The organism is Ruegeria sp. O5 (assembly GCF_056535105.1).
On record NZ_JBQERN010000012.1, the window covers coordinates 1 to 17568 of the forward strand.

Annotated in this window: 18 protein-coding genes; 9 read left to right on the forward strand and 9 right to left on the reverse strand. The window is 59.4% G+C overall.

Annotated elements, in window-relative coordinates:
* From pta to ACR0M3_RS14465, 4 genes are all read left to right on the forward strand, one after another.
* On the forward strand, positions 1–981 hold a 981-nt coding region (gene pta / locus ACR0M3_RS14450), incomplete at its 5' end, for a phosphate acetyltransferase (RefSeq protein WP_480911424.1).
* 89 nt (positions 982–1070) lie between these two features.
* Positions 1071–3890, forward strand: a complete 2820-nt coding sequence (locus ACR0M3_RS14455; RefSeq protein WP_480911426.1) for a molybdopterin oxidoreductase family protein — start codon at positions 1071–1073, stop codon at positions 3888–3890.
* A 109-nt stretch (positions 3891–3999) separates the two neighbouring features.
* The gene (locus tag ACR0M3_RS14460) at positions 4000–4749 is read left to right on the forward strand and encodes a 4Fe-4S dicluster domain-containing protein (RefSeq protein ID WP_267363598.1); all 750 of its coding nucleotides are present in this window, start codon (positions 4000–4002) and stop codon (positions 4747–4749) included.
* Positions 4749–5621, forward strand: coding sequence for a dimethyl sulfoxide reductase anchor subunit family protein (locus tag ACR0M3_RS14465; RefSeq protein ID WP_480911428.1), 873 nt, complete (start codon positions 4749–4751; stop codon positions 5619–5621). The genes ACR0M3_RS14460 and ACR0M3_RS14465 overlap by 1 nt, the downstream gene beginning before the upstream one ends.
* A gap of 133 nt (positions 5622–5754) precedes the next feature.
* Here the strand turns inward: ACR0M3_RS14465 and dapA are convergent, their stop codons facing one another.
* The gene (gene dapA / locus ACR0M3_RS14470; protein ID WP_267363596.1) at positions 5755–6627 is read right to left on the reverse strand and encodes a 4-hydroxy-tetrahydrodipicolinate synthase; all 873 of its coding nucleotides are present in this window, start codon (positions 6625–6627) and stop codon (positions 5755–5757) included.
* A 133-nt stretch (positions 6628–6760) separates the two neighbouring features.
* Between dapA and ACR0M3_RS14475 the strand changes: the two genes are divergently transcribed.
* Positions 6761–8734: a lytic transglycosylase domain-containing protein gene (locus ACR0M3_RS14475; protein WP_480911430.1), complete on the forward strand. Its 1974-nt coding sequence runs from the start codon at positions 6761–6763 to the stop codon at positions 8732–8734.
* Here the strand turns inward: ACR0M3_RS14475 and ACR0M3_RS14480 are convergent.
* Positions 8708–9577, reverse strand: a complete 870-nt coding sequence (locus ACR0M3_RS14480; RefSeq protein ID WP_480484082.1) for a DMT family transporter — start codon at positions 9575–9577, stop codon at positions 8708–8710. The two genes, ACR0M3_RS14475 and ACR0M3_RS14480, sit on opposite strands and share 27 nt — an antisense overlap.
* The gene (gene mnmC2, locus ACR0M3_RS14485; protein ID WP_480484083.1) at positions 9574–10239 is read right to left on the reverse strand and encodes a tRNA (5-methylaminomethyl-2-thiouridine)(34)-methyltransferase MnmC2; all 666 of its coding nucleotides are present in this window, start codon (positions 10237–10239) and stop codon (positions 9574–9576) included. The genes ACR0M3_RS14480 and mnmC2 overlap by 4 nt, the downstream gene beginning before the upstream one ends.
* Positions 10240–10294: 55 nt before the next feature.
* On the opposite strand from mnmC2, the gene ACR0M3_RS14490 reads away from it, so the two are divergent.
* Complete coding sequence (locus ACR0M3_RS14490; protein WP_480911432.1) at positions 10295–11329, forward strand: NAD(P)/FAD-dependent oxidoreductase; 1035 nt, start codon at positions 10295–10297, stop codon at positions 11327–11329.
* On the opposite strand, the gene ACR0M3_RS14495 is transcribed toward ACR0M3_RS14490, so the two are convergent.
* The 4 genes from ACR0M3_RS14495 to ACR0M3_RS14510 form a co-directional block, all read right to left on the reverse strand.
* Positions 11321–12112, reverse strand: coding sequence for an HTD2 family dehydratase (locus ACR0M3_RS14495; RefSeq protein ID WP_480911434.1), 792 nt, complete (start codon positions 12110–12112; stop codon positions 11321–11323). The genes ACR0M3_RS14490 and ACR0M3_RS14495 overlap by 9 nt on opposite strands.
* A gap of 15 nt (positions 12113–12127) precedes the next feature.
* Positions 12128–12670: an NADPH-dependent FMN reductase gene (locus ACR0M3_RS14500; protein ID WP_480488644.1), complete on the reverse strand. Its 543-nt coding sequence runs from the start codon at positions 12668–12670 to the stop codon at positions 12128–12130.
* Positions 12671–12792: 122 nt separating this feature from the next.
* A complete protein-coding gene (locus tag ACR0M3_RS14505; RefSeq protein WP_209505259.1) occupies positions 12793–13464 on the reverse strand; it encodes a YiaD family glycine zipper/OmpA-like lipoprotein in 672 nt (223 codons plus the stop codon).
* A 125-nt stretch (positions 13465–13589) separates the two neighbouring features.
* The gene (locus ACR0M3_RS14510; protein ID WP_480488642.1) at positions 13590–14282 is read right to left on the reverse strand and encodes a helix-turn-helix transcriptional regulator; all 693 of its coding nucleotides are present in this window, start codon (positions 14280–14282) and stop codon (positions 13590–13592) included.
* Between the two features lie 104 nt (positions 14283–14386).
* Between ACR0M3_RS14510 and ACR0M3_RS14515 the strand changes: the two genes are divergently transcribed.
* A complete protein-coding gene (locus ACR0M3_RS14515; protein ID WP_480488640.1) occupies positions 14387–14578 on the forward strand; it encodes a hypothetical protein in 192 nt (63 codons plus the stop codon).
* 2 nt (positions 14579–14580) lie between these two features.
* Here ACR0M3_RS14515 and ACR0M3_RS14520 read toward each other — a convergent pair whose 3' ends face one another.
* On the reverse strand, positions 14581–15228 hold the full coding sequence (locus tag ACR0M3_RS14520; protein ID WP_480488639.1) for an RluA family pseudouridine synthase: 648 nt from the start codon (positions 15226–15228) through the stop codon (positions 14581–14583).
* A gap of 92 nt (positions 15229–15320) precedes the next feature.
* On the opposite strand from ACR0M3_RS14520, the gene ACR0M3_RS14525 reads away from it, so the two are divergent.
* Positions 15321–15731, forward strand: coding sequence for a nuclear transport factor 2 family protein (locus ACR0M3_RS14525; protein ID WP_480506396.1), 411 nt, complete (start codon positions 15321–15323; stop codon positions 15729–15731).
* Positions 15732–15735: 4 nt separating this feature from the next.
* Positions 15736–16449 (forward strand): SGNH/GDSL hydrolase family protein, encoded by a 714-nt coding sequence (locus ACR0M3_RS14530; protein ID WP_480911436.1) that lies wholly within the window; start codon positions 15736–15738, stop codon positions 16447–16449.
* Here ACR0M3_RS14530 and rarD read toward each other — a convergent pair.
* Complete coding sequence (gene rarD, locus ACR0M3_RS14535; RefSeq protein ID WP_267363579.1) at positions 16440–17345, reverse strand: EamA family transporter RarD; 906 nt, start codon at positions 17343–17345, stop codon at positions 16440–16442. The genes ACR0M3_RS14530 and rarD overlap by 10 nt on opposite strands.
* Positions 17346–17568: the final 223 nt, after the last annotated feature.

The following is a 17568-nucleotide window of genomic DNA, read 5'->3' on the forward strand; positions in this document are numbered from 1 at the left end:
CGGCAAAACGCTCCGGCCACCCGTCCCATAATCGCCCTCAGCGAAGGCAACGACCCCCGCATCACAAAAGGGGCCATCAACGCGCAGAGGGCCAATCTGGCCGATATCATTCTGGTTGGCCCGTACGCCGAGGTCGAAGCAGCCCTGAAAGAACAGGGGGCTGCTGCCTCTCGGGGCGTTGAGATCCATGACCCCAAGACTTCGGACCTGACCGAAGAGTTTGCCGAGGCCTTTTTCGAACTGCGCCGGCATAAAGGCGTCGATCGGGCCAAGGCCCGTGCCGCCGTTGAAACACCCCCCGTCTATGCCGCCATGCTGGTGCGCAGCGGACGTGCCACCGGCACCGTAGGAGGGGCCGTTCACACGACCGGCGAAATCGTCCGTGCGGCGATCCAGGTGATTGGCATGGCCCCCGATGCAGGAATGGTGTCGTCTTTCTTCCTGATGTACCCGCCGGAAAACGCTCAGCCCGGGGCGCGGGCGATGCTGTATTCCGATTGCGGGCTGGTCATCAATCCGACAGCGAGCGAGCTGAGCAAGATCGCCATCGCATCCGCCACATCCGCCCGGACGCTGCTGCAGGTCGATCCAAAGATCGCGATGCTCAGCTTTTCCACCAAGGGCAGCGCCAAGCATCCCGACGTGGACAAGGTGATCGAGGCCACTGAGGCGCTGCGCCAGGCCGCGCCAGATCTGAACGTCGACGGTGAACTGCAATTCGACGCCGCCTTTGTACCTTCGGTTGGCGAGCGAAAATCGCCGGGTTCGTCTGTCGCCGGGCAGGCCAACGTGATGATCTTTCCCAACCTTGATGCTGGTAATATCGGCTACAAGATCACCCAAAGGTTGGGGGGCTACACCGCCATTGGTCCGGTTTTACAGGGACTGGCCAAACCCGCCAACGACCTGTCCCGCGGATGCAGCGCCGAGGATGTGACCCAGATGATCGCCGTGACCGCGCTACAAGCAAATGGACTGTAACACTTAATTTACGCACCGCCCCGGAACGATGTTCTAAAATACCGAGGAAACTGACAAAATCCTCCTGACATAACCAACTGGACCCGCAAATGACCCATCAGCAGCCGATCCTTGATACGTCACCGAAAGTCTCGGACGAAATCCGCAGGACCACCTGCTACATGTGCGCTTGTCGATGCGGCATCAACGTCCACATGAAAGACGGCAAGGTTGCTTATATCGAAGGCAATCGCGACCACCCGGTGAACAAGGGAGTCCTGTGTGCCAAGGGGTCTGCCGGGATCATGCAGGTCAATGCCCCCTCGCGCCTGCGCAAGCCACTGAAACGGGTCGGCCCGCGTGGCTCGGGCGAATTTGAGGAGATCAGTTGGGACGAAGCGCTGGAACTGGCGGTCAGCTGGCTGGAGCCGATCCGTAAAGACAACCCGGAAAAGCTGGCCTTTTTCACCGGCCGGGACCAAAGCCAGAGCTTCACCAGCTTCTGGGCGCAAAACTTCGGAACCTGCAACTATGCGGCGCATGGCGGCTTTTGTTCGGTCAATATGGCTGCGGGCGGCATTTATACGATGGGCGGCGCATTCTGGGAATTCGGCCAGCCTGATTGGGACCACACCAAACTGTTCATGTTGTTTGGCGTGGCCGAAGACCACGACTCCAACCCGATCAAAATGGGTATTGGCAAGATCAAGGCGCGCGGTGCACGTGTTATTGGCGTCAACCCTATCCGCAGCGGATACAACGCTGTCGCTGATGATTGGGTCGGCATCACACCGGGAACTGACGGACTGTTCATCCTGTCATTGATCCATGTGCTGATGAAAGCCGGAAAGATCGATCTCGACTATCTCAGCCGCTACACCAACGCCCCGGTTTTGGTGGACGCGTCCGAAGGCGCCGGAAACGGCCTGTTCCTGCGCGACGATGACGGAAAGCCCCTGGTCATCGACCGGAATACAGGCAAGCTGACGGCCTTCGACACGCCTGGCGTTCGCCCGGATTTGTCGGCGGTCTACGAAAACGACGGTGTCGTTCATCGCCCTGTGTTTCACTTGATGGCAGAAAAATACCTGTCCGAGGAACACGCGCCCGAAGCGGTTGCCGAAAAATGCGGCATTCCCGCCAAGCGCATTCGCGCGATTGCCGCGGAACTGGCGCGCGTCGCCTTTGACGAGGCGTTTGAGCTCGATCACGAATGGACCGATTTCCGGGGCGAGAAACACACAAAGATGATCGGTCGCCCTGTCGCGATGCACTCGATGCGCGGCGTTTCGGCTCATGCCAATGGTTTCCAGACCTGCCGCGCGCTGCACGTGCTGCAAATCATCCTTGGCACGGTCGAGGTTCCCGGCGGCTTCCGCTTCAAGCCCCCCTACCCCAAACCGGTCGAGGCGCACCCGACACCGCATTGCAAGGTGACGCCCAATTCTCCGCTGGATGGCCCGCATCTGGGGTTTGTCCGCGGCCCGGAACACCTTGCACTGAAGGAAGATGGCAGCCCCGCGCGGATCGACAAGGCGTTCACCTGGGAAAACCCGATGTCCAGTCACGGGCTGATGCATATGGTGATCTCGAACGCACATGCGGGCGACCCGTATAAGATCGATACGCTGTTCATGTACATGGCCAACATGTCGTGGAACTCGACCATGAACACCAAGGGTGTCATCGAGATGCTGACGGACAAAGATGAAAACGGCGATTACGTGATCCCGCGCATCATCTATTCGGACGCCTATTCTTCCGAGATGGTGGCCTACGCGGACCTCATCCTTCCGGACACGACCTACCTCGAACGCCACGACTGTATTTCGCTGCTGGATCGCCCGATTTGCGAGGCGGATGCGGCCGCTGACGCAATCCGCTGGCCTGTGATCGAACCGGACCGCGACGTGCGCGGATTTCAGTCAGTATTGATCGATCTCGCTAACCGCATGAAACTTCCGGGTTTCACCCATGAAGACGGCAGCGCAAAATGGGTCGATTACGCCGACTACATCGTCAATCACGAACGCAAGCCGGGTATTGGCCCGCTGGCCGGATTCCGCGGTGAAAACGCCGACAAGGAAGGGCGCGGAGAGGTCAACCCGGATCAGTTGAACCGCTATATCGAAAACGGCGGCTTCTACGTGGCGCATATCCCGCAAGGCGCGGATTACTACAAACCGTGGAATGCAGCCTATCAGGAATGGGCCGTGGGCATGGGGCTCTATGACAGCCCGCAGCCATACCTATTCCAACTCTACTCCGAACCGATGCGCAAGTTTCAGCTGGCAGCCGAAGGCCATGGCGACCGACAGCCGCCTGATCATTTGCGCCAGCGGATCAAAGACACGATGGACCCGCTTCCGATCTGGTACGAAACCGATCAGCACGGCAACGACGGCTTCACAGTCAACGCGCTGACCCAGCGCCCGATGGCGATGTATCACAGCTGGGGCACGCAAAACGCCTGGCTGCGGCAATTGCACGGGCGAAATCCGCTTTATGTTCCGACCAGGCTGATGCGCAAGCACGGCCTGAACGACGGAGATTGGGCCAAAATCACATCCCCTCATGGTGAGATTACGGTCCCTGTGATGGAAATGGCCGCGCTGAACGACAACACCGTCTGGACATGGAACGCCATCGGCAAACGCAAAGGCGCCTGGGCCCTGCAAGAGGACGCGCCCGAGGCCACCAAGGGTTTCCTGCTCAACCACCTGATCCACGAATTGCTGCCGCCAAAAGGCGACGGGCTACGTTGGGCCAATTCCGACCCCATTACTGGTCAGGCCGCATGGTTTGACCTGAAGGTGAAAATCGAAAAGGCCGACGCGCCCGCCGATGCCCAAAGCCAGCCTCATTTTGACCCAATCAAATCACCGGTAGGAACGGGCCCTGCGAATTTGGCGTGGAAGGTGGGCAAATGACCCGGATCCGCACTTCATCTGGCCACAAATATCCCGGGGGTGAATTGAGCCGCAGGCTCAAGAGGGGGCTGGCCCCCTCACCCGTCCTCAACAGCACAGGTATCCTGACATGACCCAGCTACCGAACTCCACCGAGCGCAAGATGGGTCTGGTGATCGACCTGGACACCTGCGTTGGTTGCCATGCCTGCGTGATTTCCTGCAAAGGCTGGAACACGGAGAATTATGGCGCGCCACTGTCCGATCAGGATGCCTATGGCGCCAATCCTTCGGGCACTTTCTTGAACCGCGTGCATTCCTACGAGGTGCAACCGGCGGAAGGGCACGCGCAACTGATCCATTTCCCTAAATCCTGCCTGCATTGCGAAGATGCGCCCTGTGTTACCGTGTGCCCGACCGGGGCCAGCTACAAGCGGGTCGAAGATGGCATCGTGCTGGTTAATGAAAGCGACTGTATCGGGTGCGGCCTGTGTGCCTGGTCCTGCCCCTATGGCGCGCGTGAACTGGACAAGGCCGAGGGGGTGATGAAGAAATGCACACTCTGCGTCGACCGGATCTATAACGAGAACCTGCCCGAGGTGGACCGGATTCCCTCCTGTGTCCGAACCTGTCCGGCGGGCGCGCGGCACTTTGGCGATCTGGGCGATCCGGACAGCGACGTCAGCAAGCTTGTTGCGGATCGCGGCGGAATGGACCTGATGCCCGAAATGGGCACCAAACCCGTCAATAAATATCTGCCGCCGCGCCCGAAAGACACGGTGGAAGATCAGATCGACATCCTGGCCCCCCTGTTGGCACCTGTCGCTGAAGAGCCCAAGGGCTTCCTCGGCTGGCTCGACAAGACGTTGGAGAAACTCTGATGCATCCTGCACCCTCCGTCATCCTCTTTACCACCCTGTCCGGTCTGGGCTTCGGCCTGCTCTTCTTTCTTGGTCTTGGCCTTCCGGCTGTCTCGGGTTGGGTGGCCTTTGTGTTCTTCGCCATTGCTTACGGTCTGGCCGTCGGAGGGCTGATGGCCTCGACCTTCCATCTCGGCCACCCAGAACGGGCCTGGAAGGCTTTTACTCAATGGAAAACGAGCTGGCTCAGCCGTGAGGGCTGGTGTGCCGTGCTCGCCCTGGTCGTCATGGGGCTTTACGCGATTGGCGTGGTGTTTCTGGATCGGCAATGGAGCCTGCTGGGTTGGATCGGAGCGTTGATGTCACTGGCGACCGTGTTCACGACTTCGATGATCTACACGCAACTCAAGACCATCCCGCGCTGGAATATGAACCTGACCCCCGCCATGTTCCTGAGCTTCAGCCTGGCAGGTGGTGCGTTGCTGGCTGGCCAGACACGGGTTGCCATTCCGCTTCTGCTGATCGCCGCTTTGGTTCAAATCCTGTATTGGAAGAAAGGCGACAAAGCGCTGGAAGCATCCGGAACGAATCTGGGCACAGCCACAGGTTTGGGTAACCGGGGTACCGTCAGAGCGTTCGAGCAACCGCATACCGGTACCAACTATCTGCTGCGTGAGTTTGTTCATGTGGTCGGGCGCAAACATGCCGATAAGCTAAGGGTGATCTCGTTTGTATTGGCCTTTGTCCTGCCGGTTCTGTTTCTGGTCCTGCCATTCAACCATTTCCTGGCCCTGCTGGCAGTGGCATCGCATCTGGCAGGCATCGCGACCTCGCGCTGGTTGTTCTTTGCGCAGGCTGAACATGTCGTAGGGCTTTATTACGGCAAACGCTGAGGGGGCTCTGCCCCCGCCGCGGCAAGCCGCGGCTCCCCCGGGATATTTTTGGCCAGATGAAGTTTGGATCCTGAAAACCAAAAAGGCGGCACTCGGTAGTCGAGGCCGCCTTTACTGGTTTCTGAAGGCCGGGTTAGATGAGGCCCGCGTGTGCCATTGCCGCATCAATCGCGGCTTTTGTGTTGTCTTCCAGCTCAGTCAGAGGTGAGCGGACTTCGGTGCTGCAGAGACCCAGTTTGCTGAGCGCGTATTTGGCGCCGACCAACCCGGGTTCTATAAAGATCGCTTCGTGCAGCGGCATCAGCTTGTCCTGGTATTCCAGTGCCTTTGCATAATCGCCCGACAATGTGGCCTGCTGGAATTCGGCGCATAGCCTGGGAGCCACGTTTGCGGTGACTGAAATGCATCCGACACCGCCATGGGCGTTAAAACCCAGTGCAGTGGCGTCTTCACCGGATAGCTGGCAGAAGTCCTTGCCACAGATCGCACGCTGCTGGCTGACGCGCGCCAGATCGCCCGTCGCATCCTTGACCCCGACAATACGCGGCAACCGGGCCAGTTCGCCCATGGTGGCCGGGGTCATGTCGATGACCGATCGCCCGGGAATGTTGTAGATGATGATCGGAATATCCGCAGCCTCGTGCAGGGCTTGGAAATGCGCGATCAGGCCGCGTTGAGTCGGTTTGTTGTAGTAAGGCGTGACAACCAGCGCCGCATCGGCACCAACTTTTTCGGCGAACTGAACGAACCGGACGGCTTCGACCGTGTTGTTCGACCCGGCACCGGCAATAACCGGCACACGGCCAGCAGCCGTTTTGACCACTTCTTCGATGACCGTTTCGTGTTCGTCATGGCTGAGCGTCGGGCTTTCGCCGGTGGTTCCAACAGGCACCAACCCGGTCGAGCCTTCGGAGATCTGCCATTCGACCAGATGTTTAAGCGTCTTCAGGTCCAACTCGCCGTTGTTGAACGGAGTGACGAGGGCTGGCATCGAGCCTTTGAACATGACACGCTCCTTAAGGTGCATTTTGCAGTTTTTACGCCGCGGCCTCTCACGTTTCCAGCTTTGTGAGTTGATCCCGGCGGCGCAGGGTTTATCCTCACAGGCTCTATCCTCGGTTGGTTGGGAAATGCAAGGGATGACACGCTTTCTGGCACTGTTGACTGGTGTGATTCTATACGCAGCGGCGACACCGCAAGCCGCACGCGCGGACGCGGCCGGTGATTTGCGCGCGGGGCTTTATGAAATGCGCAAGGGCGACTGGAACGCAGCGCTGCGCGTATCGGGCCAGCGCGGCTCGGTCTCGCGCGATGTCATCGTCTGGCACTGGTTGCGTGAGGGGTTTGGAAGCTCGGGCGATGTGCTGGTGTTTCTCGAACGCCGCGCGGACTGGCCCGGTCTGGATTGGCTGCGCCGCAAGGGTGAGCCGGCCTTTACCGGGGCCGATCCGGACAGGGTTCTGAAGTTTTACGCTGGCTTACCCCCTCAGACTGCTGAAGGCGCGCTGAACTATGCGGTGGCCCTAAAGGCCAAAGGGCGCATTGGCGAGGCGGAAGTCGATATCGTGACAGCCTGGCGTACCATGCCAATGGGGTCGGGGTTACAAAAGGACTATCTGGAGAATTTTGACAAACTGCTGAAGCCGCACCATGCCGCGCGGCTGGACCGGATGCTGTGGGATGGCCATTTGGTCAGTGCTGAACAGATGCTGCCCCTGGTCACCACCGATGAGCGCAAGCTGGCCGAAGCGCGAATCGCGTTGCAGAAACGCCAGCCGGGCGTAGACGGCAAGGTGGCGGCGGTGCCGAATTCGCTGGCAGATGCGCCGGGGCTGGCATTCGACCGTTTTGTCTGGCGCGACAAGAAAGAACTGGATGACAGCGCCGTCGACCTGATGCTGGCACGTTCAACCGGACCGGAGGCCCTGGGCGAGCCTGACAAATGGGCCGAGGGACGCCGCCGTCTGGCCCGGCTCGAGATGCGATCGGGGCGGGCAGCGCGTGCTTATGACGTGGCCGCCAAGCACCATATGACCCCGGAAATGGGATATTCCTATGCGGATCTGGAGTGGCTGGCCGGGTTTCTGGCCCTGCGCAAGCTGAATGACCCTGCCACAGCCGTGCGACACTTCCAGAATTTTTCGGATGCCGTGCAATCGCCAATCTCGAAAGGGCGCGGCGGCTATTGGCTGGGGCGGGCTTACGCCGAGCTTGGGGACGCAGACAAAGCCTATGAGGCCTACGCCATGGGCGCGGATCATCAGACCTCTTTTTATGGTTTGCTGGCGGCGGAACGGATCGGACGACCATTTGACAAGGAACTGGCCAATCCGCGTCGCGCCCCGCATTGGCGTCAGGCTGAGTTCGCCGATTCCAGCGTTCTGGAAGCCGGGCTGCTGTTGCTCAAGGCCGGCGAAGACAACTTGTCCGAGAGGTTCCTGACCCATCTTGTCGAAGGTCTTGACCCTGTGCAGGCCAATCAGTTGGGCGACCTTGCGATTGAGCTGAAACAGCCGCATCTGGCCGTGATGATCGCCAAGCGGGCAGCGACCACGGGCACCGTTTTGCCTGCGGCCTATTACCCAGTTCATCCGGTGGCCGACATGCGTCTGCCAATGGCCAAGGAAATGACGCTGGCCATCGCGCGGCGCGAAAGCGAATTTGATCCGGTTGTCGTCAGCGGCGCGGGGGCGCGCGGCCTGATGCAAGTGATGCCAGCAACAGCCAAGCTGGTGGCCGGAGAACTGGGGATACTCAGCGGCCATCAGACCGGTCGGTTGACGTCGGACTGGCAATACAATGCCAAGCTTGGCGCCAACTATCTTTCGGGCCTTGCGACCGAGTTCAACGGGAATGTCGTCATGATGGCGGCCGGATACAATGCCGGTCCAAAGCGCCCGATCTCGTGGATGGAACGCTATGGTGATCCGCGCACCGGTGAGGTGGATATCGTAGACTGGATTGAGACCATTCCGTTCAATGAGACGCGCAATTATGTGATGCGCGTGACCGAAAGCCTGCCGGTCTACCGCGCCCGTCTGGGGCAGCCCGCCCTGCCGGTTCCGTTTTCGCAGGAACTGATCGGATCATCGCTGGCGGCGTTCGCGCCATAAGGTAAACAGACCTGCGGCCACAACAATCGCTGCGCCCGTGACAACTTCGGGGCGCAGTTTTTCACCAAAGATCGAAATCCCCAGAATCGCGCTCCAGACAAGGTGGAAATAGGCGAAGGGTTGGACGGCGCTGGCTTCGGCCATCTCATAACATTTGATCAGCAGCCAGTGCCCCGTTGCCCCGCTGACGCACAGCAACGCCATCCACAGCCAGTCGCTGCGGGCCATTGGCTCCCAGAACCACATTCCAAAAAGGGTCATGGCGATGGCACCAACAACGCCGGTCCAGAAAAAGCTGGTGGCCGTGCTGTCCTGACGTGCGACATAGCGTGTCAGCAGGCCGTAAATCGCAAACAGAAACGCCGAGATCAGCGGTATGACGGCCCAAGGATCAAAAACACCAACGCCCGGCTGCAGAATGATCAGAACACCAATGCAACCGACACCGATCGCAACCCAGCGCCGCCATCCAACCTTTTCACCCAGAACCGGCCCGCTCAGCGCGGCGACAAGCAGGGGATAGCTTATGAAAACGGCCATACTGTCGATCAGACCGAGCACTGTGAAACCGAACACGGCGACGCAGATCTCGGTGGCCAGCAGCAGGCCCCGCAGGATTTGAAGCCCCATCTGGTTCGTCTGCATGGCCGCCCTTAACCCGCCGGAAGATCGCGCCGCCAGTGCAATGACAAAGGCCGCAAAGAACCAATAGCGGATCATCACCACCATGTAGGTGTTATAGGTTCCGGCCAAATGGCGTGAGATACCGTCCTGCAAGGCAAAGACAATCGTCGCGCCCACCATCAGGGCGATACCCGCACCTGCATTGTTTTTCTGCGTCATGCCTTGAGCGCCCGCGTCATGTGCCGCTTGCGGCCATAGCCGGATGTACGGGTGACGGTGAAACCGGCATCCTGAAGCCCGCGGCGAACAAACCCGGCGGCCGTATATGTGGCTGCCGTGCCATCGGTGGCAGTATGCGCCGCCACTTGCTGCATCAGCTCTGCCCCCCACAATTCAGGGTTCTTAGCCGGAGAGAACCCGTCAAGGAACCAGGCGTTGGCCATGCCTGCCCATTGCGGCAGGCTGTTGCGCGCATCGCCGATGATCACTTCGCATTGAAGGGTTTCAAGATTGCAGGCGTGTCCTGTCCAATGGGCCAGAAACCGGCTGCTCCACGGGTGTAACTCGGGGAAGGCCTCAAGCGCGCGACGCATATCATCCGTGGCCATGGGAAAGGCTTCGAAACTGGTGAACCGAAGCGGGCCTGTTTGGCCGGATTTCTCCCATTCAGACCAAACCGTCAGCAGGTTCAGACCGGTGCCAAAGCCCATCTCGGCAATATGAAACCCCGGCGCAAAGCGTTCTGGCAGACCATTGCCTGCCAGAAACACATGGCGCGTCTCTTCCAGCCCGTTCTGCAACGAGTAATAGGGATCGTCGAAACGGTCCGAGACCGGTATATGATCCTCGGTCCACGTCAATTCGGCATGCTGGTCTGCCATCGGGGAATCCTGTAGCTAAGCGGCGCGACACTGAACAAGGAAAAGGGAATTGGCAATGGTCGATGTGACGGTTCGCGGGGCAGGAATTTTCGGCCTGTCCATCGCGTGGACCTGCGCCCGGCGGGGCGCGAAGGTACAGGTTGTCGACCCTTTTGGGCCGGGCTCCGGGTCCAGTGGCGGTCTGGTGGGGGCCTTGGCCCCGCATGTGCCCGAAAACTGGAATGCCAAGAAAGCTTTTCAATTCGACAGCCTGATCATGGCCGAACCCTTTTGGCAGCAGGTCGAGGGTACCGGCGGCGTTTCCCCCGGCTATGGCCGTCTGGGCCGTCTTCAACCCATTCCTGACACCCGCAGCCTTGATCTGGCCCGGCAACGCGAAGGTTCAGCCGATCAACTTTGGCAGGGGCTGGCAGAGTGGCGGGTGATCAGCACATCGCAGGCCGGATCGTGGTGCCCGCCCAGCCCCACCGGCTTTGTCATCCGCGATACACTGACAGCGCGCATGCATCCCCGGCGGGCCTGCGCCGCTCTGGTTGCAGCCCTTGAGGTGATGGGCGTTCACGTTGTCAGTAACGCCGATGATAAAGGACAGGTTGTCCACGCCACGGGCCTAGCAGGATTACTGGAACTGAACGACGCCTACGGAAAAACCGTCGGAAACGGTGTCAAAGGCCAGGCCGCCCTGTTGCGCTTTGATGCAGGAGAGATGCCACAGCTATTCGCAGATGCGGTCCATATCGTGCCACATGCGGACGGAACGCTTGCAATCGGATCAACGTCTGAACGGGATTATGACGACCCGACCAGCACAGACAGTGCTTTGGACGATGTCATAGACCGCGCCACGCGCGCGCTGCCGCTTTTGCACGGGGCCGAGGTGATCGAACGTTGGGCCGGGGTGCGTCCCCGCAGCAAAAGCCGCGCCCCGATGTTGGGCCTGCATCCATTGCACCAGGGCCAGTTCATCGCCAATGGCGGCTTCAAGATCGGATTTGGCATGGCTCCGAAAGTGGCAGAAGTCATGGCCGATCTGATGCTGGAGGATCGGGATTCGATCCCCGATGACTTCCGCCCCGAAGCCTCACTGTGATAGGGCCACAGCCTTCATGCATTCCCGCCCGTCCGGGCCGCGCACCCACATGTCCTGACCGTTCCGGCACAGCTGGGCAGTCTCGAAATGCATCAACGGCGAGGTCGCACGGAAAGAAAACGACTTGAGTGGTCCGCCAAGATCAACTGCAAACAGCATCAGAAGCTGCGCCAGAAGTGGCCCGTGCACAACCAGCCCTGCATATCCTTCCACATCGCGCGCATAGTCCAGATCGTAGTGAATGCGATGGCCGTTGAAGGTCAGCGCCGAGTAGCGAAACAGCAGGGTGGTATCGAACGCAACCGCGCGGACATCCGTTTCATCCGTGCGCGATCGGGGCGGCGTTTGAGTCATCACACCCGGCGTGGGGTCTTCACGATAAACAAGATCCTGCCATTCGGTCAGACAAAGTTGGCCACTTTGCCGTATCTCGTGCCGCAAAGTGACAAAACCCAACGGGCCGGACCGCCCCTCTTTTGTGCTTTTGTTATCAAGAACCGATGTCCTGTCAGCAGGTATACCCGCGATCAGCGGTGCATGAAATTCCAATTGCCCACCGGCCCACATTCTGCGGGGCAATCCCATATCCGGGATCAGGCCACCCACCTTGGGATGCCCATCCCGCCCCAGCGCAGCAGGCGGTTGCGGCGCCCAGAAATAGAGCTGATGGAAGAATGGCGGCAGAGCTGAACCATTGGCAATTGTTGGCTCAGAGCCTAACGCAACCTGAAGCGATGCGGCACGGGCCGGATCAAGGATATCGCTTTGACGCTGTTCCAACATATGGGCAGTCCAAGCTTAGAAACCGGCCTCGGCCCTGAGTTTCTGCATCAGCATGTGCAGCGAGTTTTCGTATCGCTCGGATAACAACCTTCCCTGATCGTCGAACTCATTCGAACTGTCGGCGAGGTGGATTTCCGGACCCTGCAAGATGCGGGGCTGAAAGGGCACCATGCAGGCGCGCAGGATCATCTGTGCCCTTTCCCCACCCGCGCGGCCACCCGCAGCCGACATTACAGCAACCGGCTTGCTCGCCCATGGATTGCCTTTCGTCCGGCTGACCCAGTCCAGTGCGTTTTTCAGAACTCCCGAAGGCCCTTTGTTGTACTCGGGCGTCGAGATGATCACCGCATCCGCCTGCCCGATCTGGTCGGCCAGCATCTGAACAGGTGCCGGTATCCCTTCGGCATCCTCCAGATCGCCATCATAAAGCGGCAGGTTCAGGTCTGCTTCGGTATAGCTGACAGGGTCGAACAACCGGGCCGCTTCGCGCAGCAGTTTGCGGTTCGTCGCGCCCTTGCGCAGGGAGCCGGACAGGCCAAGCAGGGTCGGTTGAGACATCAGGGACAACTCCGTTTCAGTGTTTCCCAATAGTTAGACCGAGATTGGCCCTGACCAAACCCCCATTGACGCACAGTCATTGCGCAACAGGGGCCGGGCCCGAACGGGCCTGCGTTTCAGGATCACGCGTTTCCGCTGGGGACCACAACAATCTCAACCCGACGGTTTTGCGCTTTTCCTTGCGGCGTCAGGTTGGACGCGACCGGGTTGTTTTCACCCTGACCGTAGGTTCTGATACGGCTGTAGCTGACACCATTGGCTTGCAGGATATCCGCGACCGCGTTTGCGCGACGCTCGGACAATCCCTGATTATAAGACGCGTCACCATCGCTGTCGGTATGACCGATGATCTGCACGTTCGAGTTGGGATAGTTGACAAGGTTTTGGCCCACTTTCACCAGATCCGCCCGCAGCGCCGGGCGCACGGTCGAGCTGTCCGTGTCAAACGTAATGTCATTCGGAACAGTCACGATCAGCCGGTCACCCGCATTGACGATGGTAATCCCGTCATTTGCCAGTTGCTGACGCAATTCCGCAGCCTGCTTGTCCAACTGGTTGCCGATCAGACCGCCACCTGTGGCACCAATGGCGGCACCGGCCAGCGCCCCAAGACCCGGGTTCGAATTATTGGCAATCGCGCCGACACCCGCACCGATAAGGCCGCCTAGAACCGCACCCTGCTTGGTGTTTTTGTTGGGGTCGTTCTGAACGGTCAGGGTGCCTGGATCGGTACAGGCCGTCACGGCCATGATTGAACACAAGCCTGTCGCCAGGAAAAACTTTGAAATCGTCATGATATCACCTTCTGCTCCGGTACCCGTTCTTCGGGCTTGATCCATTTCACCCAGTATATCACTGCGCTTGCTCACAGGCTCAAGCAACAATGCGGTGAAATCGGCGAATACCCGCCAAAGGCCATTCATACCGGTTCCGCAAAGGTGCCCGCGAGCTGTTGCTCCTGCCAGAGATCGCGCAAAGATTTACCTTGCCCCAGAAATCCTTCGTCAGTGAATTCACTGGACCAGATGCGATCGGTTCTGAAATGGCGAAAGCCGTTTCGCATCTCGCACCACCCTGCCAGCAACGTACATTCGACGTGATAGATCAGCGCCAGTGGGCGCACCACGCGGATGGTTTGTTCGCCTTCACCATCTACGTAAGTGATGCGGATTTTCCGTTCTGCCCGAATAGCTTCGCGGTAATGCGAAACAGAAACACACCCCTTCTCGGGATCATCCGCCGGAGCCCCCCAGGGTGAAACCTGCAACCAATCAGTCGGGCTATGCAGCGCATCGATCTTCTGACAGATCCGACTGGCGGCGCGCTGCAGGTGGCTGTCGCCGGTGCGCGCCAGAAGAGACAGGCCAACCCACAGGGCTTCAACCTCTTCCGCGTCGAAATTCAGAGGCGGCAGATCGTAACCGCGCCGCATCATGTAACCGACACCGGCCTCACCTTCGATGGGTGTTCGCTGGGCCTGCAATTCGGCAATGTCACGATAGACGGTGCGGATGGACACCTCTAGCCGGGTGGCCAGTGCTTCTGCCGTGACCGGCGCACTTGCGGCCCGCAAGATCTGGATGATTTCAAACAAACGGGTCGAACGGCGCATCGCATTCTCCTGACACTCTGCTGACACCCTAGCACACCCCACTGACAACATGCTGTCAGTAGTGAAGCGCGATAATGGGTGGATATCACACAAGGAGCCAAGAAATGCCGCACCTCGACAACCACGTCATGATGACACTGAAACTTGGCCAATGGTCACAGGACCACACACTGCGGGCTTTCGAGATTGAACGTGAGATCGCGCAGGAGAGCCATCGCCGCCAATCGGTTTCGACGAAACGAACAAGACGCATTTCGCTGGGCAACCTGAAGATGCTGTGGGCCAGAATTGCCTGAGATCAGAAATCGGGCTGGGCGCGAAACTTCAACGAATGCCCGCCCTCAGGATGCTTCAGGCGCAATTCTTCGGAATGCAGCATCAATCTGGGGAACTCCCTCGCCGCACCTGTTGCATAGAACGGATCGCCCAGGATCGGGTGACCCAATGCCTGCATATGAACGCGCAGCTGATGAGACCGCCCGGTTTTGGGAAACATACGCAAGCGAGAGGTCTCGCCCTCATGTTTCACAACGCGCCAATCGGTGACCGCAGGTTTGCCCGTATCATGACACACCATTTGTCTGGGCCGGTTGGGCCAGTCCACGATCAACGGCAGGTCAACCGTGCCGGTCTTTGGCTCCATCCGCCCCCAGACACGGGCAATATAGGTTTTCCGGGTCTGCCGCTTCTCGAACTGCATACTCAGATGCCTTTGCGCATGGGGTGTTTGGGCAAAAACCATGACACCTGATGTGTCCCGGTCCAGTCGATGCACAAGCAACGCCTGAGGGAAAGCCGCCTGCACGCGTGTCAGAAGGCAATCAGCCAGATGATCGCCCCGCCCCGGCACGGAAAGCAGACCCGACGGTTTGTTCACCACAATCAGCTGCGCATCTTCGTGCAGCACGTCCAGCGCGGTTTGCGGGGGGGCATAGGTTTCGCTCATGCGGGCCTGCCTATCTCAGCGCGCTTCTTCCCGCAACGTCGTCCTTGCGCGCCCGGTCATGATCGGTGAACTTCTGCGCAGGAGGACAGGACATGCACCCGACAATTGAACGACTACAAGAGGTTGTCGCCAAGGGCGATGAGGCGCTGATCCACGATCTGCTGGCCGAAGATGTGAAGTTCCTTCCACCAACCTATTTCAGCACCTGGACCGGGCGCGCACCTGTGGCTGCCGTTCTTGGCCATGTCGGGCAGGTCTTTTCCGACTTCCGGTATCGCCGGATCATGGGCGCCGGCAACGATTGGGCGCTGGAGTTTCAATGCAAGATTGGAGATCTGGACGGCATTGGCGTTGACCTCATTACGCTGAACGAGGACGGTTTGATCCAAATCTTCGAAGTCGCCATGCGCCCCTACAAAACAGTCGGCGCTTTGCGCGAGGCGATGATGGCGCGCGTGATGACTGACGCTCGTTTTCTGGAATTCAAAAACGCCCTGACGTGACCTGATGATGCGCACCCTGATAGCACCCGACCAGGTTCTACGTGTGCCTTTGTTGCCCGTTCTGGCCACGCAAGCCCTTTTGGTGCGCCGTAACGCCCGGCTTTTGCCAGAGCCAACTGGCCCGCGAGAGGGCCGAACAGGGCGTGGCCCCCGCCTGCGTTTGCTGATCACCGGCGATAGCTCGGCGGCCGGAGTGGGCGCGGGAACTCAGGCGCAGGCCTTGTCGGGACAGCTTGTGGACCGGCTGGCCAGACATCACACGGTTGAGTGGCAACTTGCGGCCACCACAGGGTACACGACGCTGGATACGATTGACCGCCTGAGGGGCATAAAGGGCGAATTCGATGCGGTGGTCACGGCTTTGGGGGTGAATGACGTCACCCGCGCCGTCTCTTGCCGCACATTTGCGGATCGCCAGGCGCAGCTTATCAACATCCTGTCAAACGAACTGGGGGCGCGGCGAATAGTCATCACCGGCGTTCCGCAAATGAACAGGTTTCCGGCCCTGCCACATCCATTGGCCTGGGTGCTTGGCCGTCAGGCTGCGCGGCTGGATAATGCGTTGCAACAGGTTGTGTCCGTCCATCCCCATGTGCTGCACCTGAGGCTTGATCTGCCCGACGACCCGGCCCTGGCGGCACCGGACGGCTATCACCCAAGCCCCCGGGCCTATGCGCTGTGGGCAGATGCTGCAGCACGCCTGTTGCTTCAGGCCTGAGCCCGCGCCTGCCGGATCAATGGGATCGAGTAAATGACCAAAGCCACCCAGATCAGGGGGAATGCGATCATGCGTCCGGTGTCGATCTTCTCACCGAACAGAGTGATGGCTGTAATGAAAATCATAGTCGGCGCAATGTATTGTAGGATGCCCATGGTCGACAGGCGCACCAGCTTGGCTCCGTTCGCATAGACCAGCAATGGCACCGCCGTGACGATACCGGCGCAGGACAACAATGCGGTATCGGACATCGCTGCGCCGAAATGGCCTGTGCCTTGCACACCCAGCCAGGTGACATAGGCCAGGGCCGGGATCAAAAGGATCAGGACCTCAAGCAGAAAACCCTGGTTGGGACCAATTGGAAGGGATCTCTTAAAGAATGCATAGAAACCCCAACTGACCATCAAACCCAGCGCCGCCCAGGGAAGTCGCCCAGCCTCAAGCACAAGCACAAGAACGCCCAGCGCGGCAAGCCCCACCGCGAACAGCTGGGTCCGCGTCAGGGGCTCACGCAGCAAAATCGCGCCTAACGCGATACTGAACAGCGGGTTGATGTAATACCCCAACGCCGCGTCCAGCGCGTGCCCCGTCGAGATCGCCCAAACATAGATCGCCCAGTTCACGGAAATCAGCGCCGCCGTCAAAGCCGCCATGGCCAGCATCCGGGGATTGCCCAGTGCAGCTTTCAAGTCCCGGGTGCGCCCCAGCGCGACCAGCAGCAAACCTGCAACCGGAACAGACCAGATAACCCGATGCGCCACCACCTCGACAGGTCCAATGTGATCCATCGCCTTCATATAAAGCGGCAGGAATCCCCACATGACGTACGCTGTGACAGCCAAAGCCAAACCTTTGGGAGTATCCACATTCTGAGGTGGTAATGGCGTGGGTGTCACGAAGGCTCTCCGGTTTATACCGGTTCCGTTTACGGCAGAACTGAACGGATTGAAAACTCTGAAAACAGTGAAGTGTCACATAACGATTTGTGATAAGTTTGCTGACCGCAGCTGTTGCCCCTAAAATTGCGAGGCTCTGCCTCGCGCTCCGGGATATTTAGAGCCAGGTGAAGCAAGGGATCCGCACTTCATCTGGCCCAAAATATCCCGGGGGAGTCGCCCG

Bases quoted from the DNA above. Each gene is read 5' to 3' on its own strand.
- ACR0M3_RS14455 (WP_480911426.1), top strand. From the start codon at position 1,071: ATGACCCATCAGCAGCCGATCCTTGATACGTCACCGAAAGTCTCGGAC.
- ACR0M3_RS14460 (WP_267363598.1), top strand. From the start codon at position 4,000: ATGACCCAGCTACCGAACTCCACCGAGCGCAAGATGGGTCTGGTGATC.
- ACR0M3_RS14465 (WP_480911428.1), top strand. From the start codon at position 4,749: ATGCATCCTGCACCCTCCGTCATCCTCTTTACCACCCTGTCCGGTCTG.
- dapA (WP_267363596.1), bottom strand. From the start codon at position 6,627: ATGTTCAAAGGCTCGATGCCAGCCCTCGTCACTCCGTTCAACAACGGC.
- ACR0M3_RS14475 (WP_480911430.1), top strand. From the start codon at position 6,761: ATGACACGCTTTCTGGCACTGTTGACTGGTGTGATTCTATACGCAGCG.
- ACR0M3_RS14480 (WP_480484082.1), bottom strand. From the start codon at position 9,577: ATGACGCAGAAAAACAATGCAGGTGCGGGTATCGCCCTGATGGTGGGC.
- mnmC2 (WP_480484083.1), bottom strand. From the start codon at position 10,239: ATGGCAGACCAGCATGCCGAATTGACGTGGACCGAGGATCATATACCG.
- ACR0M3_RS14490 (WP_480911432.1), top strand. From the start codon at position 10,295: ATGGTCGATGTGACGGTTCGCGGGGCAGGAATTTTCGGCCTGTCCATC.
- ACR0M3_RS14495 (WP_480911434.1), bottom strand. From the start codon at position 12,112: ATGTTGGAACAGCGTCAAAGCGATATCCTTGATCCGGCCCGTGCCGCA.
- ACR0M3_RS14500 (WP_480488644.1), bottom strand. From the start codon at position 12,670: ATGTCTCAACCGACCCTGCTTGGCCTGTCCGGCTCCCTGCGCAAGGGC.
- ACR0M3_RS14505 (WP_209505259.1), bottom strand. From the start codon at position 13,464: ATGACGATTTCAAAGTTTTTCCTGGCGACAGGCTTGTGTTCAATCATG.
- ACR0M3_RS14510 (WP_480488642.1), bottom strand. From the start codon at position 14,282: ATGCGCCGTTCGACCCGTTTGTTTGAAATCATCCAGATCTTGCGGGCC.
- ACR0M3_RS14515 (WP_480488640.1), top strand. From the start codon at position 14,387: ATGCCGCACCTCGACAACCACGTCATGATGACACTGAAACTTGGCCAA.
- ACR0M3_RS14520 (WP_480488639.1), bottom strand. From the start codon at position 15,228: ATGAGCGAAACCTATGCCCCCCCGCAAACCGCGCTGGACGTGCTGCAC.
- ACR0M3_RS14525 (WP_480506396.1), top strand. From the start codon at position 15,321: ATGCACCCGACAATTGAACGACTACAAGAGGTTGTCGCCAAGGGCGAT.
- ACR0M3_RS14530 (WP_480911436.1), top strand. From the start codon at position 15,736: ATGATGCGCACCCTGATAGCACCCGACCAGGTTCTACGTGTGCCTTTG.